The organism is Mesorhizobium sp. M8A.F.Ca.ET.202.01.1.1 (assembly GCF_004791595.1).
Classification (GTDB): domain Bacteria; phylum Pseudomonadota; class Alphaproteobacteria; order Rhizobiales; family Rhizobiaceae; genus Mesorhizobium.
On the sequence record NZ_SRUN01000129.1, the window covers coordinates 1 to 353 of the forward strand.

The following is a 353-nucleotide window of genomic DNA, read 5'->3' on the forward strand; positions in this document are numbered from 1 at the left end:
CTGCGAAGCGCGCAGCGCGAAGCAGGATGGCGGAGAGGGAGGGATTCGGTTTCACGCCTATCCTGCTGAAAATGCTAATCTTTTCGCGCTTTTTGTTACGCAGTTTGTTACACTGCTACAACTGCGATTTACAATCGCTCTTTTGAGCTCGCCTGCCCAATCCATCTTATCTGTCGAAACCGACGCAATGGCGCGGCGGTGGATTGGGTCACTCTGTCATAGTATCCGCGCTTCATTAAGTTGACGATGCCGTTTAGACTCGGAGCTGATCCTTTCCGGTCGATCACCAGGATTTGGAGCGCGACCCGGCACCGGCGGTTCGTCTTTGTACGTTTGTGTCATCCAGGCCGGAT

At 53.8% G+C, this 353-nt stretch carries 1 protein-coding gene; it reads left to right on the plus strand.

Annotation, left to right across the window (positions count from 1 at the left end):
• Positions 1-244 (plus strand): hypothetical protein (locus EN845_RS35885; protein WP_210235537.1); only part of this gene is annotated, 244 nt, incomplete at its 5' end.
• Positions 245-353: the final 109 nt, after the last annotated feature.